The sequence below is a fragment of the Pseudofrankia coriaricola genome (assembly GCF_032027725.1).
Taxonomy (GTDB): Bacteria; Actinomycetota; Actinomycetes; order Frankiales; family Frankiaceae; genus Pseudofrankia.
Genome location: NZ_JASNFO010000065.1, coordinates 25,786 through 50,801, shown reverse-complemented (window position 1 = coordinate 50,801; position 25,016 = coordinate 25,786). Strand labels below are relative to the sequence as shown.

The window sequence follows — 25,016 nt, the reverse complement described above, 5'->3', positions numbered from 1 at the left end:
CATGGCAGACGCGCGGGGTCGTCGCGCCGTCGTCCTCGGCGGCGGGTTCGCGGGCCTGCTGGCCGCCCGTGTGCTGTCCGAAGAGTTCGACCGGGTGACCATCGTCGAGCGGGACCCGACGCCGAGCGACGAGTACCGGCGTGGCGCGCCCCAAGGTCGCCACCTGCACGGCCTGCTGGAGCGCGGCCGGCAGATCCTCGACGAGTTCTATCCCGGATTCACCGAGGAGCTCGTGGACCGGGGCGCGCCGACGACGGAGGTTCTCGTCGGCTCCCGCTGGTACTTCGCCGGCCGGCGGGCCTGGCCGCGCCCGACCGGGCTCACCACCGTGCTGGCCAGCCGGCCCCTGCTGGAGACCGTGCTGCGGGAGCGGACGATGGCCCTCCCGGGTGTGCATCTGATGCTTGGCGTATCGGCCGTCGGCCTCGTCGTGGAGCCCGTGGCCGGCGGCGCGGGACGCGGCCAGGCCCGCGTCATCGGTGCCCGGGTGACGGCCGGCGCCGACGCGCCGCGGGATGGCGTGCCCGGGACGATCGAGGCTGACATAGTCGTCGACGCGACGGGCTGGGGCACGCGGGCGCCGCACTGGCTGGCCGCGCTTGGCCTCGCCCACCCGCCCGAGGAACGCTTCGAGGTCGACCTTGGTTACGCCTCCCGGCTCTACCGGCGTGAACCCGGCCACCTCGGCGGCGACCTCAGCGTGATCATGGCGGCCGTGCCGCGCACCCGCGGCGGCGGCGCGATCGCCCTGGACGGCGACCGCTGGCACGTGACGCTCGCCGGGATGCTCGGCGACCACCCACCGATCGACCCCGCCGGCTTCGAGGCGTTCAGCGCCACTCTGCCGGGCCCGGAGATCCACGACCTCATCCGGACGGCGGTGCCGCTGACCGATCCGGTCCCGCACCGGTTCGCCGCCTCCGCACGGCGCCGCTACGAACTTCTGCCCACCGCGCCCGACGGGTTCGTCGCCTTCGGTGACGCGCTGTGCAGCCTCAACCCGCTCTACGCGCTGGGCATGACCGTGACCGCTCAGCAGGCGCTGGCGCTGCGCGCGAGCATGGCCGGCGGCGCCGGACGTGCCGGCAGGGTGGACGGACTGGCCCGCCGCTTCCACCGGCGGGCGGCCGCCGTGATCGACATAGCGTGGACGATGACGACCGGGTCCGATCTGCGCTACCCGGCCGTCGCCGGCCGCCGGGACGCGCGCACTCGGCTGGTCAACGCCTACGTGGCTCGGGCCCAGGTCGCGGCGCACCGGGACCCCGCCGTCGCGCTCGCGCTCGTCCGCACGGTCAACCTCATCGACCCGCCGGCCGCGCTGCTGCGGCCCGGAGTGATCGCCCGTGCGCTGTGGCGGGGCCGGGGCGGACCGGCGGGGCCGGGGCGGACCGGCGGCGCCGATGCCGGTCAGCCGTCCGTCTCCGGCGGCAGCATGACGACGCCACCGATCGGAAGGAACGCCGCAGGAGTGAGAAGCCCCCAGCCTGGGTGTCGCGGGCCACTACAACGCACGACGACCCCGCCGCAGCCGTGATCTTCGGCCACCGCGGCCTGACCACCCCATCGCCGACCTGACCAAGGAACGCATCAAGCGCGGACCCGCCCTCGGCGGCTTGATCGACAGATACGAACGCGCCGCACAAAAGCCCAGCCCAAGTGATCGTCGAGGCCACCACGCCGGTTGATCATGTACGAAAAATGTGTCCGAGGGGGACTTGAACCATTACCCCACCGCCGGTCACCCTTTCCGGTCAGCTCGTTCTCCCAGGTCAGTGATCATGCCGGCTTGCGCCGGCCCCCTGTCCTGATGAGGATGTTGGTGCCGTCCGGTCCGACGTCGTCCCGCCTTGGTGCCTGCGAGCCCGTAGATCAGTGTGACGCGGAGGTCCTGAGGAATCCTGTCCTGCTGCCACGAGCGCGTACCTCAGAATCTTTGGTGACAGGTCCTCCCCGGGCGGTCCGTGTGGATCACTGATCGTAGGGAGAGAGGAGGCCACCTTCAATCCTGAGCAGCCATCCGCCTGAGCACCTGGGAGGGGCGGAATCAAGTGGTCATGGCGACGCATGACTTTCCAGCAATTCGGCGAAAGCCTCGATCGGCTTCGCCAGTTCGTCGGCGTTCGCCCCCTCGTCGACAATCTGGCGCGCCACCCGAATCCTGATCGATTCCAGTGTTCCATGGTCGAGTTCCGGCCGTCAGTCTCCCGCACACAATGATTAAATCGCGGCAGTCCCGCTATGTCTAGATATTTTCATTCCCATTAGTAACTCGGTAGCAAAACCGCAGGCCATGGCCCCAAGTCGAGTTCTGGCACGCTACAGGCAGTAGGATGGCGCCCCGGCCGAAGAAATCCCACGCCGCCGGGCCATAAGATACAGGCGCGTTATCCTGGCGATTGCCGACGCCACGCCGTCACGATGAATTTTCAATGCCGGTCATGAGAATGTGGTAGAAATATTGGGCAATTTCCGGGGCCGTGCACTTCCCGCCGGGGCGGTACCACTGATAAGTCGAGCCACACATACCCAGGATCGCCATCGCGGTCAGGTTCGGGTCGGCAACCGTGAACACGCCTTCGGCCACTCCCCGGCCGAGGACGTCGACAAGCATTCCTCGGTAGCGGTCGGTCTGCTCAGCGATTTTTCCGCGGATGAGTTCAGGAAGCTCTCGATGGCGCTCGACATAGATACGCATGTGGCCGGGATGAGTCTCGGTCAGCGAAACCAGGTCGGTCATCATGGCCAGCAGCAGTCCGCGCGAGTCAAGGGCGCCCTCACTCAAGCGACTCTGGTGTGCATTGATAACCGGCTCGATCATCTCCTGCTGCATCTGCCCGAGCAACTCATCCTTGCTGCTGAAGTAATAGTAAAGCGACGCCTTACGAATCCCGACGTGTTGCGCGATGGCCTCCATAGATGCCTCCTGGTAGGCGCGCCGCTCGAACAGATCGCCTGCCGCCTTCATGATCTGCGCCCTACGAGAATTCGCCGGTAATGGAGCCTGCGCCCGCTCGTCCGCCACCGAGGACCTCCGTCCGTTCCCGCCGAATTTCTTCATTCTATGTGTGTCGAGGGCGGCCTCGTCGAACGGCCGACAGTTCGACGCGTAGATCCAGAGAGGTCGCGTCAGGCGGATGAGGGGCGGAGACCACCGACGATGAGGACCGCGCCGCCGAGCCGGACCGGGGCAGGCACTTTGATCATTTGAGCCCACGGATGCGGGAAACGACCGATGCCTCGTTGAGCTCATGTGCCGGCGGATGGTTGGACACGCCCCAGGCCGAGCGGCGGCCGGCACCGTTTGGAACGGTTCCAGCATACGCAGAGTGACGGACAACTGGCTACTCGCGAGGCGGTCCACCGTTGCTGGCCTCCCAGTGGGCGGCCGGCCGGATGGGGAAGAAGGCCATCCGCGGTGTCGTCGACCACCCCGACCTGGAGCTGGTCGGCCTCTACGTCCACTCGCCGGACAAGGAGGGCAAGGATGCCGGCGAACTGGCCGGCATCGGCCCACTTGGCGTCCTCGCCACACGCGACATCGAGGACGTCTTAGCGTTGAGGCCCGACTGCGTGCTCTACATGCAGGAGGGCTTCGATCTCGATGATATGACGCGGCTGCTGAGTTCGGAATCAACATCGTCACCACACGCAACGAGTTCTTCTACGCCGCGGCGATGGATCCGGCCATCCGGCAGCGTGTCGAGCAGGCCCGCTTCCACCTATCCGGTTCCACGACCTCAGACACAACGCGGCCAGCCTCACCTACCACGCCACCCACGACATGAAAGCCGTTTCCGCGCTGCTCGGCCATGCCTCGATCCAGATCACCGGCGACATCTATGCAACGCTGTTCGAGGAAGCCGACCGCGAGGCCGCGGAAGCTGCCGCCCGGCTCGTCCCGCGCACCAACCTGCCCGCGGGCTGGGACGACCACGAAGACCCCGGCGCCGAGACCGATACACCCGAGGCCGACGACCCCGACCTGGGTCTGTGAACTCCCAGGATCATCGGGGGAACCGTACTGGCGTCATGCGGCAGAACGTGAAGCGATGCGATGCGCCGCCCACGTCACATCCGCCTGTCCAAACCGGCCCAGACCTCGCGATCGTCACGCTGTGTAGTCTCCGCCGGAGCCTTCAAGATTAGTTGTTTGTGATCTGTTGGGTTGGGTTCTCGGCGGCAGTGGACCGCAGACGCGGGGATCGGCTACTCGCCACCGTCGCCGCGCCGTTTCGCCAGCTCGATCGTGACTCGCCGGCCCGGCCCGGTGGAGCTGCCGACCTCGCCGGCCAGCGCGCTCAGCACGGTCCAGGCGAACGTGTCCCTCGACGGCGGCTCGCCGTCGAGGCTGTCGACCGAAACGGTCACCCGCATGCGGCCTGGCGACAGCGTGAAGACGCACTCCAGGGCCGATCCCGGGACCGCGGAGACCAGCAGCAGGGCGGAGGCCTCGTCCACGGCGATCCGCAGGTCCTCGATGTCGTCAAGGGTGAAGTCCGCCCGCGCGGCCAAAGACGCGGTCGCGGTGCGCAGGACGACCAGGTAAGCGCCGACGGCGGGGATGGCGAGCTGCACGACGTCGCCCAGGCCGTTGCCCGTGCCATCGCCTGAAGGCGTCGGATCCACGTTCTACCCCCAGTGCTGGGTCGTTCCGGCTCCGAGACTCGTCGCCGGCTTCGAGTTCGAGGCGTCCGCCGCCCGCCGGGCACATACCCGCCCAGTGGGCCCTCGCTCACATCATCCGGCAACCACGCTGCCGATTCGTCGCGGCGGGGGTCCGCCCCCCGACGCAGCTACGGCGAAGCCACCTGGCGCTCGGCGGGCTCGGCCCGGTCCAGTCGGCGACGGCTTAGCGGTCGGCGGTCAGACACCACGAGACCCAGCCACGGCGACGCGGCCGGTGTGCTGTTCCCTGCTCGCGGGGAACTTGACATCACAACCGTAGTACGGGTCACCAGACTCGGACCCAAGGTTAGCCACGACCGACACCGAGGCCACCAAACCCAACTGGTCGCAAACAACGGCTGCCGTATTAGGCGCCATCTGTTGGAGGGCGGAGCGCCGGTCGGGCACATGGAGTCAGGCTGACGAGTCGGCAGGCGGTGCGGCGCCGGATGCCCGACCAACTCGTCGGGCGGCGTGGGCTATATGGCCAGGTCAGAACGGGTGCGCCGCCAGGGACTTGAACCGCGAACCCACGGACCAAGAGCGGATGGTCTTGCAGTCTGTGTTGTCGCCGCCCGCGTGGACCCTGTTGAACCACTGGGTGCCCGTGCTGAAGTGCGAATTCACATAAATGCCACACATGAGCGGGCGCCCCGCCCTGACCAGGTTGGCCGGGAGCGGACGTCGGCGACGGTGAGCGGGATGAGGCCGGGGGGCGCCCCCGGGCGTCGTTCCCTGTGGCCGCAGCCCTCCTCGGGCCGGCCCTGACGGCGTCGCCACGATCCGTACCAACAGCGAGAATGGGATGCCGTCCTGCAGGAAGGCCTCGACCGGCGCCCGGGTCCGCCCGCCAACCAGCGCCAATCCGACCCGCCGAAGTGGTGGCCATGCCACACGATGGATCCTCCGGTCCACGCGGATCCCTGCGGCGTGCGCCCGGCACATCCGGGCGCGGGCGCATTTCTGTCGCGTCTGCGGCCTGAGATAACGTGAGTCCTGTCCGGAGAGATATCAGAACCGCCGTATTCGAACACTGAGCAAGGTGGCCGCGTGCCCTGTCAGGACATCGCCGTCGGGCCCTCGGCGGCGCGCGAGTCTCTCCGCGGGCCGCGTCCGTGACTTCATCTCCCTGTCCCCGTCGGTTACCGACACACGCCCACGATCAGACCAAGGTTCTGCGAATGAAACGCAAGCGACCGTCACCTCGTCGCTCGGAAGGCGGCTCGTCCGTCGTCTTCGGCGCCCTGGTAGCAGCCCTAACCGCGCTCTGTACGGTGGCCGCGGTCCTTCTCGTCGCTCCGCGCGCCCGGGGCGCCGTTGCCGTGTGCGGCCTCGTCGCGGCGGTCGCGATCGGCTTGGCCTGCGCCGAGATCCGCCGCCGCGGGCACGAGATCGTCCAGCTGCGCCGTCGGCAGGCCGCCACCGAGCAGGAGCTCGTGCGCCGTCTGGAGATGCAGGAGGCCGAGACCAGCCGCCTCGCCGTCGAGGTGCTGCCCGCCGCGATCAGCCGGCTGCACCGCGGCGACTCGGTCGAGGAGGCGCTGTCCGGCCCCAGCAAGTCGCCCGCCCTCGGCGCCGCCTTCATCAAGGCGCACGACGACGTGGTCCGCTCGGTCCTCGAAGCGGTCAAGGCGGAAGAGGACCTGCGCGACTCCTCGCAGCGCGCGTTCGTCAACGTCGCCCGCCGCGTCCAGGCCATCGTGCACCAGCAGTTCCAGGATCTGCGCGAGATGGAGGAGCGGCACGGCGGGAGCCCCGACGTCTTCGACGACCTGCTCCGCCTCGACCACGGCACCGCGCTGATCGGCCGGCTCGCCGACTCGCTCGCCGTGCTCGGCGGATCCCGCCCCGGCCGGCAGTGGCAGCATCCGGTGCCGCTGTTCAACGTGCTGCGCGGCGCGATGTCCCGGATCACCGACTACCAGCGCGTCGAACTGCACTCGGTGGTCGAGGTCGCCATCTCGGGACCCACCGTCGAACCGCTCATCCACGCGCTCGCCGAGCTGCTGGACAACGCCACCCGGTACTCGCCGCCGCAGACGCGCGTGCACATGACGGCGGTCGAGGTGCAGTCCGGGATCGCGGTTGAGATCGAGGACGGCGGCGTCGGCCTCGGCGAGGAGGCCCGGCTGCGCGCCGAGCGGGTGCTCGCCGAGGTCAGGTCGGGCCTTGACCTCGCCGACCTCGGCGAGAACCCGCGCCTCGGCCTGTCCGTGGTCGGCCGGCTCGCGCAGACCCACCGCTTCAAGGTCTCGCTGCGGCCCTCGGCGTACGGCGGCGTGCGCGCCGTGCTGATCATCCCACGCGACCTGGCCACCGCCGTGCCGCTGTCCGCGGCCAACCCGGGCGCCGCGGTCCGGGCGAACCCGAACAAGCCGGTGCCCGCCATCGCCCTGCAGCCGGAGGAGCCGCGGCAGATCGAGATCAACAACAACGGCCTGCCGCAGCGTAGGCGCGGCGTCACCGCCCCGCTCGCCGGAAGCGGGAGCCAGCGGAGCCTGACCGCGCCGCAGTCCGACGCCCCGTCCCCGCCCGTATCGAGTAGCGGATCTGCTCCCGCCGCGCCGTCCCCGCCGCCCGGACTGTGGCTCGCCGCGTTCCAGAACGCGGTCTCCGGCGAGGGCACGAGCACCGAGCACGCCCTGACTGACGATGCGTCGAGCAAGGAAGGCGAGTAGTCGATGGACCACCTGCGGCCCAGCATGGACTGGATGCTCAAGGACCTTGCGGAGAGCGTGCCGGGCACCCGGCACGTCATTGTCCTGACCGCGGACGGCCTGCGCATGGCCCAGCACAACACGGATGTGGACACCGCCGACCGCCTCTCGGCCGCGTGCGCCGGACTGCAGAGCCTGTCCGCCGCCGTCGGCGCCGAGTTCCCGCAGGGGGACAAGCGCATGCGGCTCGTGGTGATCGAGGTGGGCGGGGGATTCTTCTACCTCATGGCGGCCGGCGCGGGCGCGTACCTCGCGGTTCTGGCCGACGAAGGGGTGGACGCTGGGTTGATGGGGCAACAGATGCGCAACCTGGTCGCACGCATCGGTGAGCATCTCACCAGTCCGCCGCGGATGGAGGAGAGGACGGCCGGGTGACCCCGTCCCCGATCAACGACGCGCCCTCCGCCTGGGAGGAGGGCGGCCCCGAGCGCCTGTACGTCCTCACCGGCGGGCGCGGCGCCTCGGGCCGCCGGGCCGACATTGACCTGATCACCCTCGTGGTGGCGCGGGCCGCGGCCCGGCCGGAGATGCAGCCGGAACACGCGTCCATCCTGCGCATGTGCCACTGGCCCCTGTCCATGGCGGAGATCTCGGCGTACCTCAAGCTGCCGTTCAGCGTGGTCGCCATCCTGGTCTCCGACCTGCTCAGGGACTCGCTCATCGAGGTGCGCGCCTCGGTGCGCATGGACGGAATCGGCGATCCTGAACTGCTCAAGGCGGTGATGAATGGACTCCAGAGGCTCTGAGTTGGCCGTCGGACCGGCGCGCGAGGACGCGCTGCCCGCCTCGGCTGCCACCGCGGTCAAGATCGTCGTGGTCGGCGGGTTCGGCGTCGGCAAGACGACCCTGGTCGGCTCCGTCAGCGAGATCAGACCGCTGACGACCGAGGAGACGATGACCGAGGTCAGCGTCGGCGTGGACGACGTCCGCGGGGTCGAACAGAAGGACGCGACCACCGTGGCCATGGACTTCGGCCGGATCAGCATCAACGAGCAACTGGTGCTCTACCTGTTCGGCACGCCCGGACAGCAGCGCTTCTGGTTCCTGTGGACCGGTCTGTTCGAGGGAGCCCTTGGCGCGGTCGTGCTGGTCGACACCCGGCGGCTCGAGGCCAGCTTCGACGTCATCGGACGGCTCGAGAAAGGCGGCGTGCCGTTCATCGTGGCCGTCAACGTCTTCCCGGACGCCCCGACCCACCCGATGGCAGAGGTGCGTGCCGCGCTGGATCTGCCGGCCGCCGTGCCGATCGTCGCGTGCGATGCGCGCAGCCGGGCCTCGAGCCGGGACACCCTGCTGGCCCTCATGCGCTACCTGTACCGGCTGTCCACCCAGTCCGCGGCCCCGGTGGCCGCCTCAGCCGCCACGGAGTAAGCGTGTCAACAGTCATCCCCGAATCATCAGGCGCGGAATCAGGCGCTGCGATCCCGCCGCCGGAGTGTCCGGCGCACGCGGCCTTCGCACAGGGTGCCGCACTGACCGCGCTCTACGGCCCGGAAGCGCAGCAGGATCCCGGCGCGATCTACGAGAAGCTCCGCGCGGAACACGGCGGGATCGCCCCGGTGGCACTCGAGGGCGGCGTCCCGGCCTGGCTGGTGCTCGGGTACCGGGAGAACATGGAGGTCGCGCGCACCCCGAGCCGGTTCACCCGGGACGCCCGGCTCTGGCGGGACTGGAACGAGGGCAGGATCGCCGCGGACGACCCGCTGCTTCAGCTCCTCGGATGGCGTCCCGACGTCGTGTCCTACGACGGCGAGGAGCATCAGCGGCTGCGCGCCGCGGTCAACGACTGCCTGACCAGGTTCGACCGGGGCGGCACCCGGCGGCACGTGCAGCGCTACGCGAACCAGCTGATCGACGGCTTCGTCGAGGACGGCCGCGTGGACCTGGTGACCCAGTTCGCCGCGCATCTTCCGATGCTCGTGCTGAGCCGGCTGGTCGGCCTGAGCGAGGGGTACGGCCGGAAACTGGTCGAGGCCATCGTCGGCATGGTCAGCGGCGGCGAGGAGGCGTACGCGCACAACCAGTACATCATCGGCGTCCTGCAGTCGCTGACCCAGGCGCGGCGCAAGGCCCCCGCGCACGACCTGGCGTCCTGGTTCATCCAGCACCCCTCGGGGCTGAACGACGAGGAGGTACTCAACCACCTGCGCCTCGTGATCGTGCTGGGCTACGAGGCCACGACGAACCTGGTCTCGAACACGCTGCGGATGGTGCTGACAGACCCCCGCTTCCGCGCGTCGCTCACCGGTGGGCTCATGACGCTGCCGGACGCGGTCGAGCAGATGCTGTGGGACGATCCGCCGCTGCTGGTCTGCCCGGCGCGGTTCGCCACACACGACATGCATTTCGCCGACAAGGAGATCCGCGAAGGCGACATGCTGCTGCTCGGTATCGCGGCGGGCAACGCGGATCCGGAGATCCGCCCGGATCCCGACGCGCCGATGCACGGCAACCGCTCGCACCTGGCGTTCAGCCGGGGCCCGCACGAGTGCTCGGGACAGGAGATCGCCCGCGCCATCACCGACACCGGCGTCGACGTGTTGCTCAACCGGTTGCCCGACCTGCACCTCGCGGTGCCGGAGGACCAGCTGACCTGGACCGCTTCGACCTGGTCCCGGCACCTTGACGCGCTCCCGGTCACGTTCGCCCCGCAGCGCCGCCTCGCCCCGTGGTCCGCGCAGGCCGCCCCGGCGGCCTCCCCCCCGGTCGAGCCGAGCGCCGCCAAGGACGCGCTGGCGGCGGTGGCCGAGGCCGAAGCGCAGGCCGAGTCGGACACCCGCGGCGGCTTCCGGGCCTCGCTGGTCGGCCTGTTCCGCCGTCGGCGCTAAGGTTTTCGCGGTCGGCTGACGTACCGCTCAGTGGCGCTCGGGAGCGATTCCCGGGCGCCACTCTTTTGTCTCCGACGCACCGTCAGACCGCCCGCGGCGAGGTGAGCATGCGAGAGATCTCCTCGCGCGGCGGATCCGTGTCCATCAGCAGCTCGTTGGCGGCGGCCCAGGCCTGGTAACCCCAGTTCCAGTCGTCGGCGATCCTCGCGCCCATCCGGGCCTGGGCGCGTTCCGCGTCGGTGAACTGCAGCACGTCGCAGGCCGCGTCAAGGCGCTGCTTTGTGATGTGTATCGACCGGTCGAGCGTCCGCATCTCCCGCTCGCAACGGGCTCTCGCCTCCTGCCAATCGCAGCCGGCCTGGTCGCGGATGATCGTAATCAGGTTGCGCGGGTCGTCACGCTTCGCGTCGCGGACCGAGGAGTAAACGTCGTTGCAGTACACGATGATGTCGCTGGCCAACCTGCGTAGCAGTCGCAACTGGGTGCAGTGGTGGATGTGCGGAGCCAGGTAGGTGAAGTTCACCTTCTCGCCGAGCACCAGGCACAGCGCCACCGCGCCATTTCCCTGGCGTAGTTCCAAATACTCTTCGACCGTCGTGTCCAGCCGCCGGTCCCGCATCGCCGCGTACGTGGCCTGCGTGTTGAAATACCATTCCCAGTGCTCGCTGACCCGAGCCACCCACTGGTCCGGCGAACTGATGATCTGCCGCGTCCACAGGTCATGGAAGATCATCCCCATGGGGGACTTCGCGGGTCTGCCGTAGAGAATCCCGGTGAGCTCCGTGCTGATGACGTTGATGCGGCTGATGGCCGCCGCGAGGTCGTCGGTGAAGTCGTCGTAGATCCGAAAGAAGGCGTGGATGTCGTAAGCGAGTTCCAGCTCCGGCAGCGGGGCCAGAGGGTACACCCAGGCCGAGAGTGTGGCGTACCTCTCAGCCCGGGGCGTGTGGACGTGGAAGCGGGTAAGCCATTCGACGGTGTGCGCCAGGGCTCCGGCAGCGTTCGGGTTCGGCTGCCAGGAGCGCGCGGCCTCGTGCACTGTGAGGATCTGGTCGCCATTCATCGCGTCTTGGCCTGTCTCCTGGTTGAGAATGGTGATCACGGACCGCTCTCGTTTCCTGAGGTGCGGCGTCGGGCACTCCTGGAGTCATGGGGGTCGCGGGCTGCTCCAAGGAGGCGCACAGGGTTGAGGAAGGAGCCATAATCGCAAGTCAGAGCGCTTCATGTGATCTTCGCGAGGATGGTCGGGAGAGGTTGACGCGCGCGGTGGCATAGACCTCGACCCGATTTCAGTGACAGGGTGTGATGGCCGGGCTGGTGTGATGGTGGCGGGCTGCCTCCGGTCAGGGTGACGGACCGTGATGGAAGATGGGTGCCCGTACAGGCAATGGGGCCACCCGGCATGGTCGGGATCGTTGACGTCACTTCCCGAGTCCCGGGATACTCCGTTGCCGACCCATTCTGCCCGGTCATGCGGTCGCACGACCACGGATTCCGGCAAAGTCAGCTCCCTTCGTGGCAGGGCCCGCGGGCACCCGGCGAAGCCGCCGCGTAAGGAGCCGCGGCCCCAGCTATGGGACAGTGAGGAGGCTGAGCGGGCGCTGGCCGCGAGGACGGCGAGGACGGTGGACGCGAACGGCGCCGGGCTGCTGGCGTTCCTGCGGCTGGTCTCGGCGGAGGTCTCGCTCGGCGGCGGTCTTCTCGGCCAGCGAGGCCGAAACGCGTCATATGCGTGACGCGGTCCCGTGGCGGCTGGCCGAGTGCGGGGGGTTGGAGCTACATCCGATAGAACCCGCATCGTGTACTGCCGGGACGACACGAGGCGTGGCTCGTACGAACACACCTCTTTCATCTTCCTCGGGTACGAGTTTCGAGCTCGCGAAGGAGATCAACCCTGTAGCAGGTGGAGCCGGAATGGGCAAGCCTTGGGCAGGATCGCGAGGATCTACCCAGGGCTCTTCGACCACTGGAGGCTCCGCAAGTCGTGATCGTGGACGACTGGACGACGGGAGCCGTGTGAATCAGGATGGCGAGCTCTCGGGCGCTGCGCGCCGGTCCCTCGGTGCCGAGCGCGGCGGTGGAGGCGTAGAGCCCCTCGATGACCACGGCGAGGCGGTCAGAGATCGCCTCGGCGGTCGCGGCATCGCGATCGGGTAGCTCGAGGGCGAGCTCGCGCAGCCTGGTGCGGACCCATGCCTTCACCGCTTGCGCGCTGGCGTGGGCTGCGGAAGACGGCTCGGGGTACTCGGCCAGCACCATGAGGAATGGGCAGCCGCGGAACGCATCGGGACCGGTGGCGGTGACCAGCCCGTCTACGACACTGTTGTCGAGGAGACCGGCTCGGGCGACGGCTACGAGCGGTGGATCGGGCGGATGCACATCGTCGAGGCGGCGGCGCTCGTCGCCAGCGCGGTCCTGGGCGGGCTGCTCGCCGCGCTCGCCTCGGCTCGGATCACCTACTTCGCCACCGTCCCGCTCATCGCGGCCGCTACCCTCGCCTTCGGGCGCTGCCGCGAGCCGCGCCTGCACCGGCGCGCGGAACGGGTCACCTTCCGGCGTCAGGCCCTGGCCACCGTCCGGGTGCTGGCCGCCGACCGCGCGCTACGCCCGGTCGTGCTGCTCACCGCCCTCACGGCCGTCGTCGCCCAGCTGGTCTTCGAGTTCGGGCCCCTGTGGCTGGTCTCGCTGCACGCGCCGGCCGCGCTGTATGGGCCGTACTGGGCGGCGCTCGTCTCGACCGGTGGCCTCGGCGGCTGGCTCGTCTCCCGGACCCGGCTCGACCGCCCGGCCGTAGCAATCGGGTTCGGCGCGTTGCTGGTGCTCGCGGCCATCTTGCCGACGCTGGGCCACACCCTCCCCATCGTCATCGCGGGCCAGTTCCTCGTCGCCCTGGCGGCGGGAATGATCGGCATCCGGGCTGGCCGGCTGCTGCACGACGCGGTCGGCCCGCAGCTGCGGGCCGGCGTCACGTCGGGCGCGGGCACGCTGTCCTGGCTGATCTTCCTGCCAGTCTCCGTCCTGTTCGGGCAGCTCAGCCGCGGCCAGGGTGTCCAGACCGCCGGGCTGCTGCTCGTGCTGCTCGCTCTCGCGATGGCCGTCCTGCTGGCACACACGTCCCGTCGGCCACAGCCTGTGACCGACGCCGGCCCCCAGGTCGCCGAGCCGACGCTCAACGTGACCTGAACCGGGCGACCGTGCCACGGCGAGCGGGGTCAACCCGCTGGACACGAAGATCCCCAGCGCCTCCGCGCGCCCGAGCCCCTCCGAATGCAACAGACCCGACGGTAGCTTCCTGCGGCTCCGGCACCGCCTCACGAAGGTGGTGTACCGAGCTTCGGTCCCGGCCGCTCGTCACGGCGGATCATATCGACGAGGTGGCCGATGCTCCAGGTGACCGCTTGGGTCGCCTGGTCGGGGTCGAGTTTCCACACGTTGACGAGGCGGTCCTGGGTGTTCCTGTCCCACAGGATGTCGAGGATCGCAACCACCATCAGTCGTTGCGTGTCGGACCATTCAGCGGTGACGGGGGTGACGGCTCGCAGGAGGGCGTCCCGTCGTCGTCGGTCGGCGACGAAACCGGGCGCCGCTGGGTCCTGGTCGGCCCCTGGGCGGGCGGCGAACGTCGCCATGTGCGCGAACGCGCGCACGACCAGCGGGTTGAGGCCCTCGAGATCGAGGTCGTCATAGGAGACGCCGGCCTCGTCCTCGATGCGCTGCATGATCGCGTCATGAAGTTCGCGCTCGGTCGGGAAGTGCCTGTAGACGGTGGCTCGGTTGACGCCCGCGCGATCGGCGACGGCGCCGGCGGTCAGGCCCGCCCAGTCCCAGGTGGGGAAGCCGTAGGCCAGCGCCGCTCCGGCGGCGAGGATCCGATCGCGGGTCTCGGCAGCCCGCTGCCGACGCACGGGGCTGTCATAGGGCCGACGCTCCGTGCTCGCCGCGTCCCCCCGCTTGCCAAGGCTTGGCGGATCAGCCATATTGGTGCAACTCCAGTCGCGCGAATCTGGTGACCTTGGGACGGAGGTTACTTTGCATGGGCCAGGAGGCACGCGCACCCGCGAGCACGGGCCCGATTCGAGCCCCGACGGTGCCGGCCGGCGCGTCGACAGCGTGGTCCATCCCCGCCGACCCGGCGGTGCGCCGACGTCAACGGGACGGGTCCGTCCGTTGCCTGCCTGGCGCCTGGTGACGACCACGGATTGCCGACCAGATCCGATGCGTCGGGTTCTCGCTCGAGCCCTGGTCCCGGCGGCCGGCCCGACCGGCCTGGACGGCTCGTGACCGAGGTCATCGCGGGCTCCCCCGGTTTTGGGTGCGCACATCCTGCGTCGCCCATCAGGGCGAATGTCGTGATCAGTAGGCAAAGACGAATGGGAATCTGAATGATGAGTATTCCTGGCAAGCGTTATCGCGTCATCTGCCCGACGCGCCGGCTGGAATCGTCACACTGGAGGATCTTCCCCCGATCCTGGCCAAGGGACCGAGAGTCGCATCCGTCCACTGACATTGATGCGCGAGGTCACGGAATCCAAGAATGCGCCGTCTTCGGCGGCGGCGCCGCGGGGGCGGCCGGCCGGAATGGCTCATTCAGACCGACCACCTCGACGACCAGGATGCCCGAGCGGAGTCGCAGGCTGGACCGCGGCCCAGCCTGCGCAACGTTGACGCCGGTGTTAGATGCTGGTAGAAGACTCGCCGAGTGGTTGACGGATGGTGGAAGTAGGGGAAGGCCTCATGTCCAGAAACCCCAGCCCACCTGTTCCGGCCGGTGCCGCGCAGCGCGGTTTCCGCGTGGCGATGATGTTCCATCCGAGTCACCGCGTGCCCGATCTCGGCGAGGCCGAGCGCTGGTTTGAGCGGGTCTTCGGCAGCCCGAGCGCGCGGCTTGACACATTCGGCGCCGGCGGAGCCCAGGATCCCGAGAACCGGACTGACTACTCCACGTTCACGGTGATCAGGGACGTGGTGCTCGACACGATCGATCCGGAACTGTACGTCAAGAACGGCGTGCAGCAGTACCCGACGGTCGAGAAGCCGCACCTGAACGGCTTCGGATGGTACGTCGACGGGCTCACCCACGCCTATCGCGCGCTGCGGAGCCGAGGTTTCCAGATCGTGGACCAGCTTGGCGCGATCGTCGAGAGCGATGAGCCGCCGACCGTGGTCGGCGGCGGTCTGCCGATGTTCTGGACGACGCCCGACAGCGCCGGCCTTCGTTACCAGTTTCTGCCGCCCATCCCGTTTCCGGGCGACCCACGCGTCCAGCCGGGCTGGGTCCTGCCTCCGGTCTCGGAGGACGACCCTCTCGGCATCGACATGTGCTCACACCACATCGTGCTCACCGCCGAAAGGGACCGCGCGCTGCGCCTCTTCGTCGACGCTCTCGGCGGCACCGTGATCCACGAGGGCTACGACTCGGTCCTCTCGGCGACCAGCACCTACGTCCACCTCGCGGACGGGGTGTACGAACTCGCCACGCCCGACGACCGCACGCTGGCGTTCGCCGACTGGGCAACCAACGCGCCAAGGGACACGTATCACGCGATCGCGTTCAAGGTCGTCGACCTCGACCGCGCCGACCGCCACCTGCGAGCGCAGGGCGTACGCATCGTCATCCGCTCGGACGACGTGATCGTCACCGACCCGGAGACCAGCCTCGGGGTGCCCTGGCGCTTTGTCGCGGCGCTGACGCCGGGGGACCCGCGCGCACTGAGCACCGGCCGGGCAGAAGCCCGGTGCGGGTCACGAGTCGGCCTGCGGCCGGCGAAGGAGAGCCACCATGCATGACACGACCACTCCCGTCTGGCCGCATCACGAGCTAGGAAGGGAGCTCAGCAACTGGGGCCGCTGGGGCGACGACGACGAGATCGGCACGCTGAATTTCGTAACGCCCGAGAAGCGGGTGCGGTCAGCTCAGCTGGTAAGGACCGGCAGGGTCTTCGACCTCGGCATGCCTTTCGACAAGAACGGTCCGTTCCCGGCCGGCGGGTTCCGCATCAACCCGGTGCATGTCATGACCCTCCTGCCCGGTGACACGGCGGCGTCGAAGGATGGGGGCATCTCCGCGGACGATATGATCATAACGGGGCTGCAGTCCGCGACCCAGTGGGACGGCCTGGCACACGTGGGCTATGACGGGATGTTCTACAACGGGGTGCCCGCGGCGGCGGTCAACAACTTCACCGGTGCCGCCCGGAATGCCTTCCCCAAGGTCATCGAACGCCTCGTCACCCGCGGGGTACTCCTCGACATCCCCCGCCTGAAGGGCGTCGACCGCCTCTCGGACTCCTACGAGGTGACCGCCGAAGACCTGTCGGCGGCCGAAGAGCGGCAGGGCGTGCGCGTCGAGTCGGGGGACATCCTCCTGCTGCGCACCGGGTGGTACCAGTGGTTCCTGGAGGGCGACCGCGAGCACTTCCTCGGCAACGCCGCAGGACCGGGGCTCGACAGCTGCCGCTGGCTGCACGACCGAGAGGTCGCGGCCCTGGCGGTCGACAACTGGTCGGGCGAGGTATGGCCAAGCAAGGTTCCAGGTTCGGTCATCCCGTTCCACCACGTCGTCATCCGGGACATGGGCCTCACGCTCGGCGAGATGTTCAACCTTGAGGACCTGGCCGCCGACTGCGCGGCAGACGGCGTCTGGGACTTCCTGCTCGTCGCGCCCGGCCTCAAGGTCACCGGCGCGGTCGGCTCCCCCGTCACGCCGCTGGCGATCAAGTGATGAGCGCGATGACCGTCACCGACGAGGTCTTCGCCCTTGACAGCAGGACGGCGCTCATCACGGCCGCGGCCTCTGGCATGGGCCGCGCCGCCGCCAGGCTGTTCGCCGCCCGTGGTGCGCACGTCATCGTCGCCGACGTCGACGACGCGGCAACCGCGGACACCGTGCAGGAGATCGAGGACGCCGGCGGATCGGTCGAGGGACACGTCGTCGATCTGGCCGACCAGCGAGCGCTCGACGCGTTCCTCGATCGAGTGCAGGCAGGACACCAGGTCATCGACGTGCTGTACAACCACGTGGGCATCGCCGGCCCGCGCGGTCTCGACTTCGACGACGCGAGCTGGCGGGCGACCATGACGCTCAACGTGTGGGTGCCGACCGCGATCACCCAGCGGCTGCTGCCACAGCTCCGAAGCTCGCAGGCGGCCTCGATAATCTTCACGGCGTCGACGGCGGGGATCATCGGCGTGCCGACCCTGCTCACCTACGCGGCGACCAAGGGCGCTGTCATCCAGTTCATGAAGTCAGTGGCGCTGCTGCTGGCGCCGGAGGGGATCCGCGCGAACGCGATCGCCCCAGGCGGCACGGACACAGCGGGAATGCGGGCGTCGTTCGAGAGCGGGGTGATCGACAGGTCGCTCGCGGCCATCGCGGCCACGGTTCCGCTCGGACGCGTGGCGACGCCCGAGGAGATGGCGACCGTGGCGCTGTTCCTCGCGTCGGATGCGTCCCGTTATGTCACTGGCACCGTGATTCCTGTCGACGGAGGGGTCACAGCGGGCGCGCGTGCGTTGTAGCTCTACGTAGCGCCGGCCGGCACGGCGCGCAGGGTTGATCTTTCAGGGCGATGGCGGCACAGAAGGAGACGGTCGATGGAGAGACTGGGCCTGGAGTTTCTGAGTGTTTTCGGACTGCCGCCGACCGACTTCGTCGCTCTGGCCGCCGACCTGGGCTGCCAGCACATCTCCACCGGACTGGAGTCGAATCCCTACGGCACGCTGGGCTATCCGCCGTTCTCGCTCCGGGAGGACGCCTCGCTGCGGCGCGAGATGATCGCCGTGATGCGGGACCGCGGCGTGTCCATCTCGCTCGGAGAGGGCATGTCCGTCCGCGCGGGTGCCGATGTGCGGGACAAGCGGCTCGGGCGGTGCGTCGAGGCGGCTCGCGGCATTCTGGCCAAGCTGTAGCGCGTCCCCCGGACCGGGACATCGACTCGGGGCTTTACGACCACCACCCCGCCACGACGTCCGCAACACCTGCGAGCGAGCGCCGGCCCCGCCATCCGACAGAACCTCACAAGTTGAGATCGGGCTTTGACAGACGCGGACTGCAGTTGGAGACAGTGACATGCGCGTGCCCTCGGTCATCGGACCCGTTGTCGGGCAGCTACCCCCGGCGGGATCTCCACGCCCAGAGGCCAGGGATCTCGCCGCACTTGGCTACCTGTGCGAGGAGTACTTCATCGAAGGAACCACCATCGCCTATGGATATGCAACCGAGGGCCGGCCGCCGAAGTCCGGCCGTTGGGACGCGGTCGAGAACGGCAAGGCGCCGTACCGCACCCGCATCCTGGTCCTGCGGCCCGCCGACCCGACCGCCTTCAACGGAACCGTGCTGCTGCACTGGCAGAACGTCTCGGCCGGTTACGAGATCGAACGCCCCGAGACCGACGAGCTCTACCGCGGCTACGCCTGGGTCGGCGTCAGTGCTCAGGAGATCGGGCTGTACGGCTCACCCTGGGGCGCCGGGATCCGAGGGCAGTCCAGACGCGCCACGGGACTGATCGACGCCGACCCCGAACGCTATGCGACGCTGACCCACCCCGGTGACCCCGGTTCGTTCGAGATCTTCACCCAGGCGGCCCGCGCCGTCCGCGGGCAGCACGACGGTGATGTCCATCCGCTCGGCGGGCTGCCAGTTCGACGGATCGTCGCGACCGGCGGGTCCCAGTCCGCCATGCGGCTGGTCGCCTACGCCAACGGCGTGCATCCGGGCAGCCATGCCGTCGACGGATTCGTCCTGTCGGTGTGGGAAGGCCGGGCCCCCCTCCTGGACGAAGGTGCGCTGGCCACCGGCATGAAAACCCGGCTACGCGACGACCTCGACGTCCCGACGCTCATCGTCAACAGCGAGTTCGAGGCGACCTCCGCGGCTGCGGACGACATGCCCGACCACGATCGACTGCGCGTCTGGGAGGTCACCGGGACCGGTCATACCGCCCGCCGCCGGCCGGCGGCCGAGGGGCGCGACGGCTGGCGGGCCAACACCCTCAGCTGGGCGCCGGTGCACGAGGCAGCCCTGCGCCGGATGCATGAGTGGCTCAGCGAGGAGACGCCCGCGCCCGCCCAACCCCGAATCCAACTACACCCGTCCGGGCAGATCGCGCGTGACGAACTCGGCAACGCTCTCGGCGGCATCCGCCTGCCCGAGATAGCCACCCCCTGGGCGGAATACCGCGGCCTGTCCTTCAGGACCGGGTACGCCAACCTGCTCGGCGGCTTTCGCCTTTTCCCTCCCGAAACGATCGCCGGCCTCTACCCGTCGCGAGTGGACTTCCTGGATCGCTGGGACCGCTCCATCGACGACCTGATCGCCGCCGGCACGCTGCTCAGCGAGGACGCACCCCCGCTTCGCGCTCGCGGACGCCTCGGGGCGACGGACCTGCCGATCAGCGACGCGATCTGACTGTCATTGCGATCACTGTGGTGTGCCGGTCACCGGAACGGCGGTGTCGCGGACTGGCGGCCACCGGGTCTGTTGCATTCGGAGGGCCTCCGGGCGTGCGGAGGCGCTGGCAAGCCTGAGGATCAGACCGCCGCAGCGAGCTGGGTGAACGCCGCGGCGATCTTGGGATCCCTGCCTACGACTGAGGGGCCCAAGGGTTGACGAGCGGGATACCCATGGGCGCGAAGTCGGACTCATTGCGGGTGACGAGTCTGAGACCGTGAACTACAGCCGTTGCCGCGATGAGTGCGTCATGGGCCGGCCGCCGGTCGGGCACGTGGAGTCGCGCCGCCGCGTCGGCGACTGCCGGGTCGACGTCGAGCAGTCGACCCGCGTATGCCGGGAGGACGTGCTGATCGAGCCAGGTGTCCAGAACCGCCGCCTGGTGGGCGTCCTGCCGTCGCTTGTTCTCGATGCCAGCTCGCAGCTCTAGCAGGGTAATGACGGACAGGAACGTGTCCGATGGCGACAGAGTCTCGGCCCAGGCGTTGAACCGGTCGTCCCTACGTTTCGCGGGCTTGCGGAGCTCGGAGATGACGTTGGTGTCGAGCAGGAAGCTCACAGGTCGACCTCACGCAGCGAGTCCTGTGGCCGCACGGGCTCGAAGTCGATCTCCTCTTCCAGGACGAACGCGTCTCCCAGACTGCCCGCGGTGCCGGTGAGCCGCTGGTAGTCGGCGAACGACAGCAGGACGTGCGAGGGCCGTCCGTGATCTGTGATGATCACAGGGCCGCTGGCGGCGGCTCGCTTGACCGCACTCACGTCCCGGTTGAACTCTCGCGACGAGACCATGGTCATCGCGACCACCTCCCTGGTAGGTACGTACCTACACTACCCGCTGCGAGGTGCCCCACTTGGCCGTCCGTGGCGATTGGATCCCACCGACCGGCCGTGTCGGCTCAGCATCTGGGGGCACGGGAGGCCGGGGTCGAACGCCAGCGAGACTCTGAGGGAGAGCGATGGCCGGGAGCTATCCGGCTAGCGCACGAAGTCGTTCCAGCGTGGCCGCGTCGGTGTGGACGAGTCCAACGGTGGGGTTTCCTGGCAGGCGCGGGCCACGGCTCGCCAGCGTGATCGCGGTCACCGCTGCTCGGCGAACGGTCTCCTCGTTGCCGATCACAGCCCCGACTCATGAGTGCGGCTGCCACCGCGGCTGACAGAAAAGATCAAGGACGGATCGCCCAGGTGGTTCAGGTATGTGGTGGTGGCTGGGTCAACGGGACGGCGGTGTAGCCGCGCAGGACGAAGGTGGGGCGCTGGACCGGTTCGGCGGCCAGCGTCCAGGTCGGGGTGTGGTCGAGGAGCGCGGCCAGGGCTGCCTGCAGCTCGATGCGGGCCAGCGGCGCGCCGAGGCAGAAGTGCAGGCCGGCACCGAAGCCCACATGGGGGTTGGGGTCGCGGCCCGCGTCGAAGGAGTCCGGGTCGGCGAAGACCGCCGGGTCGCGGTTGGCGGCGCCGAGCAGCGCGGCCACCTCGGCCCCAGCCGGGATCGTGACGCCGGCGACGGTGACGTCCGCGGTGGCGGTGCGGATGAACAGGTGCAGCGGCGGGTCGTAGCGGATCATCTCCTCGACCGCGGCCGGGATGAGCGTACGGTCGGCGCGCAGCCGGGCCAGCTGGTCTGGATGCCGCAGCAGGGCCACCACTCCGCCGCCGAGTGCGTTCACCGAGGCCTCGTGGCCGGCGTTGAGCAGCAGGATCGCCGAGGCGACCAGTTCGTCGGCGGACAGACGGTCGGTGCCGTCGCGCGCGGCCACCAGGTGGCTGATCAGGTCGTCGCGCGGGTCGTCGCGGCGGCGCGCGGCCAGCGTGCGCAGGTAGCCGGCGAACTCGCCGGCGGCCGTGACCGCCGCGGCCTCGGTAGCGGGTGACGGCGCCACCTCATACATCCGCACGATCGCGGCTGACCACGGTCGCAGCCGGTGCCGGTCCTCGCGGGGCACGCCGAGCAGTTCGGCGATGACCGTGACGGCGAGCGGCTCGGCGACGTCGGCGAGCAGGTCGAAGTCGGGTCCGGCCGCGGCCAGCAGCGCCGTGGCCTCGGCCGCCACCGCCGGCCGCAGGCGTTCGACGTGGCCGCGGCTGAACGCCTGCGCGACCAGCGACCGCAGCCGGGTATGCGCCGGCGGCTCGTTCTCCATCATCTGGTTGCGGTGCAGCAGGTTGAAGGGCGTGAAGAAAGCCGCGGGCTCCTTGTCCTGCCAGAGCCGGCCGAGGCGGCGGTCGCGCAGCACCGCGCCGACCGCGGCGTGGCTCGCCGCCAGCCACCGGCCCGTGCCGGCGTGCCAGCTCACCGGGGCGTGCTCCCGCAGCCGGGCGAGCGTCGGGTACGGGTCCCGCAGGAACCCCGGATCGGCGAAGTCAATCTCCAATCGTGGTCCCCCTCCACGCCCGCCACAGTGGGAGCCCACTGTAGAACGACCCCCGTGACTCGCCGGGTGCGATCAGGTTGGAGGGCGGGCAGGGCACTGTCGAGGAGGCCCGCGAAGATCCCGAGCGAGCCGCAGGTGCCGTCGAGCACGCGCTACGCGCGGTGGCGGACGATGCCACCCCCGCACGGCTACCCGCGCCCGGGAGATCCACCGCCGACTGACGGTCAACCCGGACTGGGCCCGTCTACCGGCCGTCCGCGATCTCGGCGAGCGCCTGCGACCCGTCGCCCTGTCCACGGGACAGAGCACGCAGCTCGAGGCTGCCCGCGACGGCGTACGGACGTCGGTAGCGGGCCGACGAGCGGTCACTGGCGTCGGCCCGCATGGTCGGCTCGGCCGGTGGGTCGAGGTGGCCCGCGGGCTCCTGGCCAAGCTGTAGGTCGCTGCTCACGCCGCCTTCTGCGCACCGAAGCCCGGAAGCTTGCCGATCCGACGCGGCGACGTCCCACACACGGATCTTCTGAACGACACCGTCGGTGGCAGGTCCGCAAGGCACAGATGACGCCTATCCTCACCCGCCGCGAGCGCCGTCCCCTTCGGGAGGAAGGTCGAGATCGATGTAATGCGCTCCTTGCACCTGCGCTCAGCGCAAGACGATGATGTGACAGAGGGCGTCGGCTGATCGGCTGGCCGGGACGGAGAGCGGCCAGCGATGGTCCGCGTGCGTGTTGTGGATCATCTGTTCACGGAGGGACCACCAGACATGGCTCGTATCGAGCACCTCCCGTGCGCTGGTGGTCAGCTGAGACGGGCGAAGATCGAGCCAGGCTGATCCCCGCCGAGCGCTCGCCAGCCTGTGCCCTGTGAGCGAAGGTCGCCGCAAGCGCGTGGACTTGCTCGGGCTCCTGACCTACAGCCGGATCTTCGCCGCGATGTTCCACACCACGAGAAGGGCAGCTTCCCATTCCTACATATTTGAGCTATCCGGTCTTTGACGCCGACAACCACATGTACGAGACGACGGACGCGTTCACGAAGTATCTCCCGGCGGAGTATGCGAACCTGGTCAAGTACGTTCAGGTCAACGGCCGGACGAAGATCGCGCTGCGAAATGTCATCAGCGAGTACATCCCCAATCCGACCTTCAACAAGGTCGCCCCGCCCGGTGCTCAGGAAATTGAGTTCCGACTGAAGAATCCGTCTTCCAAGCACCAGATCGGGACCGGCTTCACGCTGGGAAAGTCGAAGAGCGACCAAATCGCGGAGCGGGTGCCGGGGATGCCCCCGCGCTACATCGAGGCACCGCCGGCGTTCTTCGACCCCGCCGCCCGGTTGCAGCTGATGGACGAGCAAAAGGTCGACCGGGCCATGATGTGGCCGACGCTGGCCAGTCTGCTCGAGGAACGCCTGGCTGACGACCCGAAGGCGACCGCGGTTGTAGTCCACGCCCTGAACGAGTGGATGCACGAGCACTGGACCTATAACTTCGAGAATCGCATCTTCGCAACACCGGTGATAAATCTGTCCATCGTCGACGAGGCAATCAAGGAGCTCGACTACGTGGTCGAGCGTGGTGCCCGGGCGGTGCTGATCCGACCGGCGACCGTGCCGGACTTCGGAGTGCGCCGCCGGTCCTTCGCGCTGCCGGAGTTCGATCCGTTCTGGGCCCGGGTGCAGGAGTCCGGCACTCTGGTCGGGATGCACTCCTCCGACGACGGTTACACTCGCTATACGAACGAGTGGAACGGCATCACCGACGAGATGAAGCCCTTCGGCGGGCGGAACAAATTTACTGAGCTCGTAGGAAGTGAGTACCGCAGCATTCGCGACGCGGTCTATTCGATCATCGGCCATGGTCTGGCAACCCGGTTCCCGGACATCCGGTTCATGCCGGTGGAGAATGGCAGCCAATGGGTGCCGACCGCCATCAAGCAGTTCAAGAAGATCTACGCGGTAGATCCGGGCAGTTGGGACGAGGATCCGATCGTCGCGCTGCACCGCTCGATCGTCGTCCACCCATTCTTCGAGGAGGACGTGATGGCGATCGTGAACGCAATCGGTGTCGACAACGTCGTGTTCGGATCAGACTACCCGCACCCCGAGGGCATGGCCGATCCCACTTCTTTCGTTGAAGAACTCGACGACTCCCTCTCCGAGGACGAAAAGGCCAAGATCATGGGTGGAAACCTGTCCAAGCTCATGAAGTGCGACCCTGTCGAAAAGGTCATCGCCGCCTGACTCAACGGACCGAGGTGACAGGGCGCTGATATGTCAGCGGGCCCGCGCATGGTTGTGCTCGAGCTCGCGGTGAAGATCGCGGACATACTCGGGCGGTCGTGATGCGGCGTCCGCGACGCCGCTGGCGGCACGCGGCCAGGTCTCGTGGAGATCGCTGAAGGCGTCCATCGCCGCATCGACTGCGGGACGTCGCCGGTGGCCAGCAGGTCCGCGATCAGAGCGCTTTGGGGTCGGCGGCAACCGGTTAGTGGACGAGACCGTGGTGTCCCCATCGGGGGGTGGGGCCGGGGTCGCCGAGATCGGTTCCGACGGGGTCCTGTGAGACGTCCTGGGCGATCGCGGTGCCCCAGTCGAAGTAGTCCATGAGCGTCGTGGCCAGCTCCGGCCGGCCGGGGAGTACCTCGCTGATCGCGTCTGCCATGAGTTCTAGCCAGCGCTGTCGATGTTCGTCGCGGATCCCGAGCCCGAGGTGGCTGTGTAGTAGCGCCTGATGGCCGCCGAGGTGTGCTGAGAAGTCCTCGGGGCCGCCGAATACCTCTGCCAGCCAGACGGCGACGTGATCGAGGTGGGTGGGGGTGAAGTGCGCGAACACGGGCGCGAGCACCTCGTCGGCGAGCACACGATCGTAGAACGCTGCGGACAGGCGCCGTAGGCCGTCGAGACCGCCCACCTCGTCATAGAGCGTGGAATCCACGGTTGCCTCCCGAGGCTGGGGCGACTCGGCGCCGAGGCTTCCACCGTGCCGGAT

The 25,016-nt window shown here is 68.9% G+C and carries 24 protein-coding genes and 1 pseudogene; 15 read left to right on the top strand and 10 right to left on the bottom strand.

Features of this window, described 5'->3' with window-relative positions; genetic code table 11:
• Position 1: 1 nt before the first annotated feature.
• Positions 2-1,537 (top strand): NAD(P)/FAD-dependent oxidoreductase, encoded by a 1,536-nt coding sequence (locus QOZ89_RS30425; protein WP_312627012.1) that lies wholly within the window; start codon positions 2-4, stop codon positions 1,535-1,537.
• 879 nt (positions 1,538-2,416) lie between these two features.
• Here the strand turns inward: QOZ89_RS30425 and QOZ89_RS30420 are convergent.
• Positions 2,417-3,025: a TetR/AcrR family transcriptional regulator gene (locus QOZ89_RS30420; protein ID WP_312627010.1), complete on the bottom strand. Its 609-nt coding sequence runs from the start codon at positions 3,023-3,025 to the stop codon at positions 2,417-2,419.
• 371 nt (positions 3,026-3,396) lie between these two features.
• Between QOZ89_RS30420 and QOZ89_RS30415 the strand changes: the two are divergent.
• Together QOZ89_RS30415 and QOZ89_RS30410 are read left to right on the top strand one after the other, a co-directional pair.
• Positions 3,397-3,516: pseudogene (locus QOZ89_RS30415) on the top strand (dihydrodipicolinate reductase); the annotation flags it as partial.
• 208 nt (positions 3,517-3,724) lie between these two features.
• Entirely contained in the window at positions 3,725-3,997 is a 273-nt protein-coding gene (locus QOZ89_RS30410; protein WP_312627071.1) for a tyrosine-type recombinase/integrase, read from the top strand.
• Between the two features lie 212 nt (positions 3,998-4,209).
• Here the strand turns inward: QOZ89_RS30410 and QOZ89_RS30405 are convergent, their stop codons facing one another.
• Complete coding sequence (locus QOZ89_RS30405; RefSeq protein WP_312627008.1) at positions 4,210-4,629, bottom strand: anti-sigma factor; 420 nt, start codon at positions 4,627-4,629, stop codon at positions 4,210-4,212.
• A 1,220-nt stretch (positions 4,630-5,849) separates the two neighbouring features.
• On the opposite strand from QOZ89_RS30405, the gene QOZ89_RS30400 reads away from it, so the two are divergent.
• From QOZ89_RS30400 to QOZ89_RS30380, 5 genes are read left to right on the top strand one after another with little or no spacing between them, the layout of a single operon-like run.
• Positions 5,850-7,346, top strand: a complete 1,497-nt coding sequence (locus QOZ89_RS30400; RefSeq protein ID WP_312627006.1) for an ATP-binding protein — start codon at positions 5,850-5,852, stop codon at positions 7,344-7,346.
• A 3-nt stretch (positions 7,347-7,349) separates the two neighbouring features.
• The gene (locus tag QOZ89_RS30395; RefSeq protein ID WP_071049800.1) at positions 7,350-7,760 is read left to right on the top strand and encodes a roadblock/LC7 domain-containing protein; all 411 of its coding nucleotides are present in this window, start codon (positions 7,350-7,352) and stop codon (positions 7,758-7,760) included.
• Positions 7,757-8,131, top strand: coding sequence for a DUF742 domain-containing protein (locus QOZ89_RS30390; RefSeq protein WP_071049801.1), 375 nt, complete (start codon positions 7,757-7,759; stop codon positions 8,129-8,131). The genes QOZ89_RS30395 and QOZ89_RS30390 overlap by 4 nt, the downstream gene beginning before the upstream one ends.
• Positions 8,112-8,756: a GTP-binding protein gene (locus QOZ89_RS30385; protein ID WP_312626999.1), complete on the top strand. Its 645-nt coding sequence runs from the start codon at positions 8,112-8,114 to the stop codon at positions 8,754-8,756. The genes QOZ89_RS30390 and QOZ89_RS30385 overlap by 20 nt, the downstream gene beginning before the upstream one ends.
• Positions 8,757-8,758: 2 nt before the next feature.
• Positions 8,759-10,213: a cytochrome P450 gene (locus QOZ89_RS30380; protein WP_312626997.1), complete on the top strand. Its 1,455-nt coding sequence runs from the start codon at positions 8,759-8,761 to the stop codon at positions 10,211-10,213.
• 82 nt (positions 10,214-10,295) lie between these two features.
• Here QOZ89_RS30380 and QOZ89_RS30375 read toward each other — a convergent pair whose 3' ends face one another.
• Positions 10,296-11,315, bottom strand: coding sequence for a terpene synthase family protein (locus QOZ89_RS30375; RefSeq protein ID WP_312626995.1), 1,020 nt, complete (start codon positions 11,313-11,315; stop codon positions 10,296-10,298).
• 1,103 nt (positions 11,316-12,418) lie between these two features.
• Between QOZ89_RS30375 and QOZ89_RS30370 the strand changes: the two genes are divergently transcribed.
• Positions 12,419-13,396, top strand: a complete 978-nt coding sequence (locus QOZ89_RS30370) for an MFS transporter (RefSeq protein WP_312626993.1) — start codon at positions 12,419-12,421, stop codon at positions 13,394-13,396.
• 128 nt (positions 13,397-13,524) lie between these two features.
• Here QOZ89_RS30370 and QOZ89_RS30365 read toward each other — a convergent pair whose 3' ends face one another.
• Positions 13,525-14,190 carry a TetR/AcrR family transcriptional regulator gene (locus QOZ89_RS30365; protein WP_312626991.1) on the bottom strand — a complete coding sequence of 222 codons (666 nt, stop codon included), beginning with the start codon at positions 14,188-14,190 and terminating at the stop codon, positions 13,525-13,527.
• Positions 14,191-14,947: 757 nt separating this feature from the next.
• On the opposite strand from QOZ89_RS30365, the gene QOZ89_RS30360 reads away from it, so the two are divergent.
• The 5 genes from QOZ89_RS30360 to QOZ89_RS30340 all read left to right on the top strand — a co-directional run bounded on the left by QOZ89_RS30360 (position 14,948) and on the right by QOZ89_RS30340 (position 19,619).
• Entirely contained in the window at positions 14,948-16,000 is a 1,053-nt protein-coding gene (locus QOZ89_RS30360; protein ID WP_312626989.1) for a VOC family protein, read from the top strand.
• On the top strand, positions 15,993-16,934 hold the full coding sequence (locus QOZ89_RS30355; protein ID WP_312626986.1) for a cyclase family protein: 942 nt from the start codon (positions 15,993-15,995) through the stop codon (positions 16,932-16,934). The genes QOZ89_RS30360 and QOZ89_RS30355 overlap by 8 nt, the downstream gene beginning before the upstream one ends.
• Complete coding sequence (locus QOZ89_RS30350; protein ID WP_312626984.1) at positions 16,934-17,731, top strand: SDR family NAD(P)-dependent oxidoreductase; 798 nt, start codon at positions 16,934-16,936, stop codon at positions 17,729-17,731. Before QOZ89_RS30355 ends, QOZ89_RS30350 begins: the two co-directional genes overlap by 1 nt.
• Before the next feature lie 75 nt (positions 17,732-17,806).
• Complete coding sequence (locus QOZ89_RS30345; protein ID WP_241841660.1) at positions 17,807-18,121, top strand: hypothetical protein; 315 nt, start codon at positions 17,807-17,809, stop codon at positions 18,119-18,121.
• Between the two features lie 160 nt (positions 18,122-18,281).
• Positions 18,282-19,619, top strand: coding sequence for an alpha/beta hydrolase domain-containing protein (locus QOZ89_RS30340; protein WP_312626982.1), 1,338 nt, complete (start codon positions 18,282-18,284; stop codon positions 19,617-19,619).
• Between the two features lie 175 nt (positions 19,620-19,794).
• Here the strand turns inward: QOZ89_RS30340 and QOZ89_RS30335 are convergent, their stop codons facing one another.
• The 4 genes from QOZ89_RS30335 to QOZ89_RS30320 all read right to left on the bottom strand — a co-directional run bounded on the left by QOZ89_RS30335 (position 19,795) and on the right by QOZ89_RS30320 (position 22,481).
• Complete coding sequence (locus QOZ89_RS30335) at positions 19,795-20,220, bottom strand: type II toxin-antitoxin system VapC family toxin (protein WP_071048380.1); 426 nt, start codon at positions 20,218-20,220, stop codon at positions 19,795-19,797.
• Positions 20,217-20,456, bottom strand: a complete 240-nt coding sequence (locus tag QOZ89_RS30330; protein ID WP_071048381.1) for a type II toxin-antitoxin system Phd/YefM family antitoxin — start codon at positions 20,454-20,456, stop codon at positions 20,217-20,219. The genes QOZ89_RS30335 and QOZ89_RS30330 overlap by 4 nt, the downstream gene beginning before the upstream one ends.
• 392 nt (positions 20,457-20,848) lie before the next feature.
• The gene (locus QOZ89_RS30325) at positions 20,849-22,030 is read right to left on the bottom strand and encodes a cytochrome P450 (protein ID WP_071048382.1); all 1,182 of its coding nucleotides are present in this window, start codon (positions 22,028-22,030) and stop codon (positions 20,849-20,851) included.
• Positions 22,031-22,274: 244 nt separating this feature from the next.
• Positions 22,275-22,481, bottom strand: a complete 207-nt coding sequence (locus QOZ89_RS30320) for a hypothetical protein (protein ID WP_071048383.1) — start codon at positions 22,479-22,481, stop codon at positions 22,275-22,277.
• Positions 22,482-23,038: 557 nt separating this feature from the next.
• On the opposite strand from QOZ89_RS30320, the gene QOZ89_RS30315 reads away from it, so the two are divergent.
• Positions 23,039-24,268 carry an amidohydrolase family protein gene (locus QOZ89_RS30315; protein ID WP_071048384.1) on the top strand — a complete coding sequence of 410 codons (1,230 nt, stop codon included), beginning with the start codon at positions 23,039-23,041 and terminating at the stop codon, positions 24,266-24,268.
• A 33-nt stretch (positions 24,269-24,301) separates the two neighbouring features.
• Here the strand turns inward: QOZ89_RS30315 and QOZ89_RS30310 are convergent, their stop codons facing one another.
• Both QOZ89_RS30310 and QOZ89_RS30305 read right to left on the bottom strand, forming a co-directional pair.
• The gene (locus QOZ89_RS30310; protein WP_274536513.1) at positions 24,302-24,436 is read right to left on the bottom strand and encodes a hypothetical protein; all 135 of its coding nucleotides are present in this window, start codon (positions 24,434-24,436) and stop codon (positions 24,302-24,304) included.
• Positions 24,437-24,512: 76 nt separating this feature from the next.
• Positions 24,513-24,962, bottom strand: coding sequence for a group II truncated hemoglobin (locus QOZ89_RS30305; protein WP_071048385.1), 450 nt, complete (start codon positions 24,960-24,962; stop codon positions 24,513-24,515).
• Positions 24,963-25,016 lie beyond the last annotated feature (54 nt).

Bases quoted from the DNA above. Each gene is read 5' to 3' on its own strand.
- QOZ89_RS30330 (WP_071048381.1), bottom strand. From the start codon at position 20,456: ATGACCATGGTCTCGTCGCGAGAGTTCAACCGGGACGTGAGTGCGGTC.
- QOZ89_RS30395 (WP_071049800.1), top strand. From the start codon at position 7,350: ATGGACCACCTGCGGCCCAGCATGGACTGGATGCTCAAGGACCTTGCG.
- QOZ89_RS30310 (WP_274536513.1), bottom strand. From the start codon at position 24,436: ATGGACGCCTTCAGCGATCTCCACGAGACCTGGCCGCGTGCCGCCAGC.
- QOZ89_RS30345 (WP_241841660.1), top strand. From the start codon at position 17,807: ATGGAGAGACTGGGCCTGGAGTTTCTGAGTGTTTTCGGACTGCCGCCG.
- QOZ89_RS30350 (WP_312626984.1), top strand. From the start codon at position 16,934: ATGAGCGCGATGACCGTCACCGACGAGGTCTTCGCCCTTGACAGCAGG.
- QOZ89_RS30385 (WP_312626999.1), top strand. From the start codon at position 8,112: ATGGACTCCAGAGGCTCTGAGTTGGCCGTCGGACCGGCGCGCGAGGAC.
- QOZ89_RS30365 (WP_312626991.1), bottom strand. From the start codon at position 14,190: ATGGCTGATCCGCCAAGCCTTGGCAAGCGGGGGGACGCGGCGAGCACG.
- QOZ89_RS30360 (WP_312626989.1), top strand. From the start codon at position 14,948: ATGTCCAGAAACCCCAGCCCACCTGTTCCGGCCGGTGCCGCGCAGCGC.
- QOZ89_RS30315 (WP_071048384.1), top strand. From the start codon at position 23,039: ATGTACGAGACGACGGACGCGTTCACGAAGTATCTCCCGGCGGAGTAT.
- QOZ89_RS30425 (WP_312627012.1), top strand. From the start codon at position 2: ATGGCAGACGCGCGGGGTCGTCGCGCCGTCGTCCTCGGCGGCGGGTTC.
- QOZ89_RS30355 (WP_312626986.1), top strand. From the start codon at position 15,993: ATGCATGACACGACCACTCCCGTCTGGCCGCATCACGAGCTAGGAAGG.
- QOZ89_RS30340 (WP_312626982.1), top strand. From the start codon at position 18,282: ATGCGCGTGCCCTCGGTCATCGGACCCGTTGTCGGGCAGCTACCCCCG.
- QOZ89_RS30400 (WP_312627006.1), top strand. From the start codon at position 5,850: ATGAAACGCAAGCGACCGTCACCTCGTCGCTCGGAAGGCGGCTCGTCC.